The sequence below is a fragment of the Aeromonas sp. A35_P genome, from assembly GCF_002259925.1.
Taxonomy (GTDB): Bacteria; Pseudomonadota; Gammaproteobacteria; order Enterobacterales; family Aeromonadaceae; genus Aeromonas; species Aeromonas dhakensis.
The window spans coordinates 1-6,964 of record NZ_NEVB01000085.1 but is presented as its reverse complement, the minus strand read 5'-3'; the positions used below and the strand labels follow the sequence as shown (position 1 = coordinate 6,964).

Here is a 6,964-nt window from a genome sequence, read left to right as displayed (position 1 = left end):
GTCTTTCTGCTATTAGTAATGATCCGGCATGGTTTCCTTTTTATATTAACTTCAATGAGAATCGCTTAACATCAAATTTTCGCCTAGATGTCCATCACCAGGCTAATGATGCGATTATTTTTATATAAGTGAAAAGATTAATAGTAATATCTATTTAAAGTGGGCTGTAAATTAACGCCGGATATTCCGGCATTAATTTATAGCCAATGAGCGGGAAGCGTGATTTCAAAAGATTTCGCTGCATAGCGTAGCATACTCAAAATTTCGCTGTGCCGGGCTTGATCAATAACATGCCCAGCTTTGCGCTGCTCCAGCATCGTCTGTAGCTCCGGCAAATTGAACATGCCAAGACGATGGAAGTTGCCCCAGGTAGGCTGGCCAAATAGGTTATAGACAACCACAGTGCTATCTCGTTCACTGGCTAGGCGTTTTTCACCAAGGAGTTTGGTCAGCGCTTCTTCGGCTTCATCTTTGTCATCGTAGGTGTTTAAGAGTTTCATCATCGGATTTTTTGGAGAAAATTAAAGCGCAGAGTCTAGCAAAAATGGTGACTGAACCACAGTGAGAGTGCTCAACCCAAGTACCCTCTCTCGGCTAGCGATACAATCCCCTCTGTGGCAACCACCAGATGATCCAGGAGCCGGATATCGACCAGCTCTAGCGCGGTCTGCAATCGGTGGGTTATTTCGATATCTGCGCGGCTGGGTTCCGGGTATCCCGACGGGTGGTTATGCACCAGCATCAGGGCGGCTGCATTGTGGTGCAGTGCCCGCTTGACGACATCGCGTGGGTAGACGGTCGCAGCGGACAGGGTGCCAAGGAACAGCTCCTCGTAGGCCAGGATCCGGTGTTGGTTATCGAGGAACAGTGCGGCAAACACTTCGCGATCCCTTATTTGCAGCAGTCCTTGCAGGGCTTGATGGGCCAAGTGTTTATCGGTAATAGCTTCTCCCTTGGCCAGTTTCTGCCGGGCAACGGCTTGGGCGATGGTGAGCAGGTCATCGTCGGTGACAAGGTCAGTCACCCGGTAGGTGCCGGGGGTTTCCCCGGCGATCAGTTTGTGGTGCAACATGATTGTGCTCCATACGCCATCGTCCCACCGCGTTGGATGCGGCAGGGTTGGCGAGCTATTTGGTTAATGGGTTACTGAATGGGGGGGGACCGCAGGCTTGGTTGGCTGTGTTCAGGCTGCCAAGGTGTGCGGGGTGTAGTCGTGCAACGGAACGCGGTAACTGGTGGCGAGCATGGTGCCTAACTCGGTTAGCCAGTGCTGATCCGAGTGGTCGCACAGCCATTGCGCCAGTGCGTCACACCGTTCATTTTCATAGCGTAGGTAGAGGGCGTAACCATCCACCGGCTGGCCTTGGTCATGCACTGCTTCAACCTGGCCATTGTGCTCAAGATAAGCCTCCAGCTCGATGGCGATCACGGTGTTAATCATCCTTATTCTCCTGTTGCTGAATAGGGTCACTCTCTACCCGATAGCCGCGATGGATGCAGATGCGCTGCAGGTCAGCTAGAAAGCTTGCCAGCACGCGGGGTTGCTCGGTGAGTGGCACGGGGCCTGCTTGGCAATGCCAGAAACAACTTCGCTTGGGGTCAATGCAGATCTCATCGACCGGCTGGCTCATGGTGTGCCAGTCCTCGGCATTGGTGAGGGAGAGCAGTTGCCACTGCACCCCGGACCAACGCACTTGCAGGGTGACGGTGCGGGCTAGTGGGCTCTCCGGGGTCAGGTGCAGCAGCCAGCGTTGACCACTGCGGATGGGGGTTAGCTTGGCGCTTGTGGCGACTCGTCCCAGCCACTGACGTGTATAGTGGGAGATCGCTAATTCTTGGCTCATGGTGCCCTCCTAATCTCCTGCGACCGTGACGCTGAAGGATTCCAACCGGTAGTAGGCAATGAAGTTGCTCTGCCAGATGTCGAACAACTCCCGCGCCTCAGCCAGCCGCAGCGGTCCCCAGCCCAACATGGTGTGTTCCCCATCGAGGAAGTTGAAATCGAGCTCCTTGCAGAGCTCAGCATCTTGGCCCTGCCCCTGGTAGCTGAAGTCGGTGACGTAATCGAACAGCCAGCCATCGAGCCCACGGATCAGGCGGATCTCGACCGGGTGCACACCGCCTTGTTCGACACTGTAGCCGGGGTTACGAAAGTTGAAGGTCAGTTGGGTTAAGCGCTCAAGATTGAGCTCGGTTTTAGCGACTTCTTGGTTAAGCTGAACCAGCAATGCTTGGGCAACGGGCATGGCAAAGCCGTCCCGGAAAAAGGGAATAGTCATGATGTACTCCTTGTGGGGGTTAATCTTGTCCGAACAGCTCGCGCATTTTTCTGGCTGTACGGGCACGGATCTGTTCATCAATAAAGGCGGCAATGCTGGCGAGAGCTGCACTCAGTACCGCGATGTCATCGGTGAGCCCCATCGGCAACACGTCCGGGATCGCATCGATCGGTGAGATAAAGTAGGCCAGCGCACTGTAGATCAGCAGTTTGGCCCAGAGCGGTAAATCATCCTTCTGGCTGGTGTAGTAGAGCAGCAAGCAGGTCTCGATAAAGGGCCGACCGGCACGTTTGGCAAAGGCCCAGAGTTTGTGCCAAAAGCCTGTGTGATCGAACGGCTCGCATTCAGGGGGAATGCAGGGGGGCATAGTGCGTCTCCTTCACGGGTGGGTGAATTGCAGAAATAAAAAGAGGAGGCAAATGCCTCCTCTTGGATGGGAATGGATGTGATCTATTGGTCCCACATCAAGCAGTCAAACTCGGGGGTATTAGTGGCGGGCAGTACAGCGGCTACCTCTTGGGTCGGCAGTGCCAGCTGCTTGCCGTCCGCCGTTAAAATGCGGATCGACTTGGCCTTGCGCAACTTGCCCCACATGTCGAAGAAGTTGTTCTCACCGACACGGGATTCGGTCTCATAGGGCGCATCGTATTGGCTGCCATCGACGATGATGGAGAAAGCCTGCCCAGCATAAGAGCCGTACTCCTTGCCCTGCACAGTGGCCGTCATGCTGACTTTGCGGGTGTCATTACAGGCGATATAGAGGTTGTTTTGCTGGTTAACCACCGCCGTGTATTCGCTGGTGCCCTGACCCCAGCCACTGCTCCAGCGTCCAGCCTCGCCATACGCAAAGGCGTTGCCGCACAGCATCAGTGCTGTTGAGGTAATGAAGAGTTTTTTCATCCCTGTGACTCCTAAAGGCTCAAGGATTTAGATGAGCCATTAACGTGGTTATTTTTTGTAAAGCACGCTGAGTGAGTTATCCACCAAGTGCTTAACGATTTCATAGTCTGGATTGTAAGTGGCAAGATTATGTGCCGCGATGGTGACGGCAGATGCGATCCCGGCTAGACCGGTAATACCGCCAAAGACGCTGGCCCCTGCTGCGGCGATCCGGCCCTTGGTATACACCCGGCATTTCAGCCCGGCAGGTTCGATGCTGTTTTCAAGTTTTGTCACAGCCGCGCTCATTCGCCCCGATAGCCCTACGACTTCGAAAGACTTTCGTGCACGGATCAGTGATGCCAGCTTGTCAGTACCCAGATCTTCATAAGTCAGTCTTTCCATGTTTTATTTCCTTGGTCGTGTAGTGATAGCGTCTTTTGGAGTCCAGCTGTTGCGAGGTGGTCACGATGGTTTACTGGCCGAGGGCCTAACATCTGTGTCAAATCAGCATCAATAGCTGTTTAATGGACCCAGTAGGTCTTTAGTCTACCTTTTGAGTCCTTATCGTCAATGGGTCCATGGTCAACCATAGAGGTTGACTGGAGGACCCATGACAGATATCAACCTTGAGCTGTTAGCCAAGAGCGTTGGCAAGGCGATCAGCCACAAGCGTACTCAAGCCGGATTCACGCAAGAGCATGTGGCTGAACACCTCAATATCGGGATGGAAGCCGTCTCTCGAATGGAGCGAGGGATTGTGGTGCCGACCGTGGTGCGGCTGGCGGAGCTCGCTCAGTTGTTTGACTGTGAGCTGGCGGATTTTCTGCGTGAGACGAGTAACCGCCCGACCGAGCAGGGTATTGTGCTGAGCCAGCAACTGGCCCGGCTTGATGATGCTGACCGAACCCTGTTGCTGGAAACAGTGGAGCGGTTGGTAGATCGGTTGGCTCGTCCCCGCTGATCACCCGCCAGTTACTGGGGGAGGGGATGGGCTCCCTTTCCCCAATTTGTTGGTGAGCGGGCTCCTTCTTGATTGCGGCCTCTGTGGCGCTCTGGTTGCTTGGCTTTGCGGGGGGTGAAGCGAGGCCGTCGCCCCCACACCCGCGTTACCATTCGCCGTCTCGTCGCTGTTGGTTTCGGGATAGAACTCCTCCAACAGCATCGGCACCTCTTCATCGATATCCTCGAATTGGCCGTTACGCAGCAAATCACGAGCGGCTTGCTCCATCTGGTCGATGGCCAAGCCTGCCTCTTGGTCACGCTGGGCCGCCTCCTGTGCCAGCCTGACAGCCTCAGTCAGGTTGGTCTCTTCCCGCAAGGTCAAATCCACGTAGTAGACCGGTGTGCGGTAGGACTGTGTAGTGCTCTTGGCCCGCAGCCGCAGGGTGAGTGGCAGATAGCGGGTATGACCACCGCTCACAGCCTCCAGGTACTTGAGCCGGGCCGCCAGAGTGCGCACCGAGTTGTAGCCGGTGGTGCGGAAGATAAAGCTACCCAGCTCATCCCCTTGCCCCTCCACAAACAGGTTCAGTCGTCCGTACAGCTTGCAGCCCTGTTGCCCTGCAAAGGCGCAGCGCTCTGGTCCTGGGCAGCTGACTTCCTCCATGCCTTGCGCCCCCACACGTCTCGCCACCTCCCCATTCCCGACACAGAGCGGCCTGCCGGTTTGCCGGTCAAACGCGCTGTATTCCGCCCGCAAGTTCAAGTCGCTGTCGTTGAACAACACCCGCACCGGGATGGCGCGGATCTTGGTCTGCTCCTGCCCCTGGCCACTTTTCTGCGATGAATAGTGTTGATGCAGGGGATGGAGCAACCATCCCCCCTTTTGCTGTATCTGGGTGGTGAGGGTGAAACTGTCGTCCTTCTCCGGTACCCACTTATCCTGTTTTTGCACCAGCTTGCCGATGCAGATCCGCCCGATCACGGGCGGGGTAATCGCCAGTCCTTTGATCATGGTGTTTGCCTCAAGGGTTGAATGGTGAAACGGCGCACGCCGGGCACCGGTTTGACATAACGGGTGAGCAGGTCGGGATGATCCTGACCGAGCTTATCGAGATCCGGCGCCAGCCGGTCTTTACTGCGCTTCCAGGTGATCTTGCCGTTGGCAAACAGCCCGGCAGTGGCTTCACCCAAAGTGGCTTGCAGCCGCTGCTTGAGTTGTGACTCCTGTAGCTCGACAGCTTCTTTCTGCTCACGCAAGCGCAGTAGCTCGCCAAACAGCTGGTTGAACTCGGGAGAATCGGAGAGATCCACCGTCTGGCCATCGTCACGCGGAAACAGCCAGCTCAGAGCATTGGCAGCATCACTCGAGCCGTCAGGCTCTGGCTGCTGATCTTGTTGCACCATCTGCCAGAACTGCGCTTCCCGCTCGGTGAGATCTTGGATCTTCTCCTCATCACGCTCGATGCGGTAAATCCGAAAATCCTGGCCACCGATCAGCACAGCCACTTCGGCCCAGGCATGGCCGGTGACGGCCAGTTGATGGAGTACCTGACACTGGTAAGCCACCGGCACCCCTTCCTCCCACTGGGGGGCGCTGTGATAGCTGGCGGTCTTGATCTCCAGAATGCCCGGCCCATCGGGATGGCCGACTACCTCCCGGTCGAGGTTGGCGAGCATGAAGGGTTGCTCGGGATGTTGCAGTACTGCATTGACTCGGCGTACACGAAAGCCGGTGCGTTTGGCGTAGACCTGCGCCAGCACAGGTTCCAGCTCAATGCCCCACAGCACAGCTTCCTTATGGGAGATATCCTCCGGCTCCTTGCGGCCGGTCTTCTCCAGCCACAGGCTGAGCGGGCATTTGTAGGGGGATAGTCCCACTGCCACGGCGGCATCGGAGGAGCCAATGCCAAGTTTGCGGATAGCGAGCCACTGCTCGCGGGTTAATTGGGTAGTGGAGGCCAGCCGCAAGGCTTGGCAATATTTTGCTTTCATGACGACTCCTTGTTGACGGCATAAATGGCTACGCCCGGATTGGCTTGCGCCAGTCCGGGTGAGGTCGTTATGCGGTTTGAATAGGGAAGCGGAATTACTGCAGCAGAGTGAGTGCCTGATTCAGGGCTTGGGATTTGAGTTGGGCGCCCTGACCAAACCAGGCGGAATCAAGCCGGTGATCTTGGCTGCGGGCACGGCGGTGGTGATCCACGTATTCGGTGACCGCATTGACCAGCCCCCAGGCGGTATTACGGGAGCTGGCAAGCTCTGAGCCCATACCTGCGCCCTGATAGAGCTCATGCAGGCGTTGTACCGGTCGTGTGAGGATGATGTTCTCCTCATCCAGCGGTTGCGCCAACAGGTCGCTGAAAAAGCGCAGTGCCTCTTCAGGGGCTACGGGCCGTTGTGCCAACGCCTTTGTCTGCGTCTTGAACTCATCCCAATGAGACAGCCCGAGCCCAAGCGACTCTTTGACGGCAGCGGCATCGAACTGAGTAGAGTGTGGCACCTTGATGGCTCCGGTAGCGCCGCGCAGTGCCATCTGCAAGGTGTTGTTGCAGACCACTCGCAGCGAGGTGAACTGCGCCGTGGTGCAGAGCGTGCCGTCGCAACTGGTCGCCAGCAGCAGATAGGATTTTACCAAGTCATTGCCTTTGAGTTTTAGATCCTGGCCAGTCTTAGCCAGTGCCCACAGCTTGCGGCCACCTTTGAGCGAGCCTGCTGTTTCCAGCTCAAAGCCACCGGCTTCCACCAGGTCTTGATAGAAGTGCAGCACCTCGTGAGGCTGTACCACGTTGTAACGACTTGAGACCACCGACAGGGGGGCGAGGGTATCAGAGCGATACAGCACCTTGCTGTCGCTGTAGGGG

At 56.3% G+C, this 6,964-nt stretch carries 12 protein-coding genes; 1 reads left to right on the top strand and 11 read right to left on the bottom strand.

Annotated features, from left to right (window positions below; genetic code table 11):
• Nucleotides 1–197: 197 nt before the first annotated feature.
• From CAK78_RS06535 to CAK78_RS06500, 8 genes are all read right to left on the bottom strand, one after another.
• Nucleotides 198–503: a hypothetical protein gene (locus CAK78_RS06535; protein WP_228520151.1), complete on the bottom strand. Its 306-nt coding sequence runs from the start codon at nt 501–503 to the stop codon at nt 198–200.
• A gap of 68 nt (nt 504–571) precedes the next feature.
• Nucleotides 572–1,072: a RadC family protein gene (gene radC, locus CAK78_RS06530; protein WP_094696761.1), complete on the bottom strand. Its 501-nt coding sequence runs from the start codon at nt 1,070–1,072 to the stop codon at nt 572–574.
• A gap of 111 nt (nt 1,073–1,183) precedes the next feature.
• Nucleotides 1,184–1,441 carry a hypothetical protein gene (locus tag CAK78_RS06525; RefSeq protein ID WP_094696760.1) on the bottom strand — a complete coding sequence of 86 codons (258 nt, stop codon included), beginning with the start codon at nt 1,439–1,441 and terminating at the stop codon, nt 1,184–1,186.
• The gene (locus tag CAK78_RS06520; RefSeq protein WP_094696759.1) at nt 1,434–1,844 is read right to left on the bottom strand and encodes a hypothetical protein; all 411 of its coding nucleotides are present in this window, start codon (nt 1,842–1,844) and stop codon (nt 1,434–1,436) included. The genes CAK78_RS06525 and CAK78_RS06520 overlap by 8 nt, the downstream gene beginning before the upstream one ends.
• Nucleotides 1,845–1,853: 9 nt before the next feature.
• Complete coding sequence (locus tag CAK78_RS06515) at nt 1,854–2,279, bottom strand: DUF2787 domain-containing protein (protein ID WP_094696758.1); 426 nt, start codon at nt 2,277–2,279, stop codon at nt 1,854–1,856.
• Nucleotides 2,280–2,298: 19 nt separating this feature from the next.
• Nucleotides 2,299–2,646: a YkvA family protein gene (locus CAK78_RS06510; RefSeq protein WP_094696757.1), complete on the bottom strand. Its 348-nt coding sequence runs from the start codon at nt 2,644–2,646 to the stop codon at nt 2,299–2,301.
• Between the two features lie 83 nt (nt 2,647–2,729).
• Nucleotides 2,730–3,179 (bottom strand): hypothetical protein, encoded by a 450-nt coding sequence (locus tag CAK78_RS06505; protein WP_094696756.1) that lies wholly within the window; start codon nt 3,177–3,179, stop codon nt 2,730–2,732.
• Between the two features lie 48 nt (nt 3,180–3,227).
• Nucleotides 3,228–3,563 carry a hypothetical protein gene (locus CAK78_RS06500; RefSeq protein ID WP_042658366.1) on the bottom strand — a complete coding sequence of 112 codons (336 nt, stop codon included), beginning with the start codon at nt 3,561–3,563 and terminating at the stop codon, nt 3,228–3,230.
• A gap of 208 nt (nt 3,564–3,771) precedes the next feature.
• On the opposite strand from CAK78_RS06500, the gene CAK78_RS06495 reads away from it, so the two are divergent.
• On the top strand, nt 3,772–4,122 hold the full coding sequence (locus tag CAK78_RS06495) for a helix-turn-helix domain-containing protein (protein WP_094696755.1): 351 nt from the start codon (nt 3,772–3,774) through the stop codon (nt 4,120–4,122).
• Here CAK78_RS06495 and CAK78_RS06490 read toward each other — a convergent pair whose 3' ends face one another.
• From CAK78_RS06490 to CAK78_RS06480, 3 genes are all read right to left on the bottom strand, one after another.
• Nucleotides 4,123–5,115 carry a recombination directionality factor gene (locus CAK78_RS06490; protein ID WP_094696754.1) on the bottom strand — a complete coding sequence of 331 codons (993 nt, stop codon included), beginning with the start codon at nt 5,113–5,115 and terminating at the stop codon, nt 4,123–4,125.
• Nucleotides 5,112–6,095, bottom strand: coding sequence for a YqaJ viral recombinase family nuclease (locus CAK78_RS06485; protein WP_094696753.1), 984 nt, complete (start codon nt 6,093–6,095; stop codon nt 5,112–5,114). The genes CAK78_RS06490 and CAK78_RS06485 overlap by 4 nt, the downstream gene beginning before the upstream one ends.
• Before the next feature lie 94 nt (nt 6,096–6,189).
• The coding region (locus CAK78_RS06480; RefSeq protein ID WP_094696752.1) for a DUF932 domain-containing protein at nt 6,190–6,964 on the bottom strand (775 nt) is incomplete at its 5' end.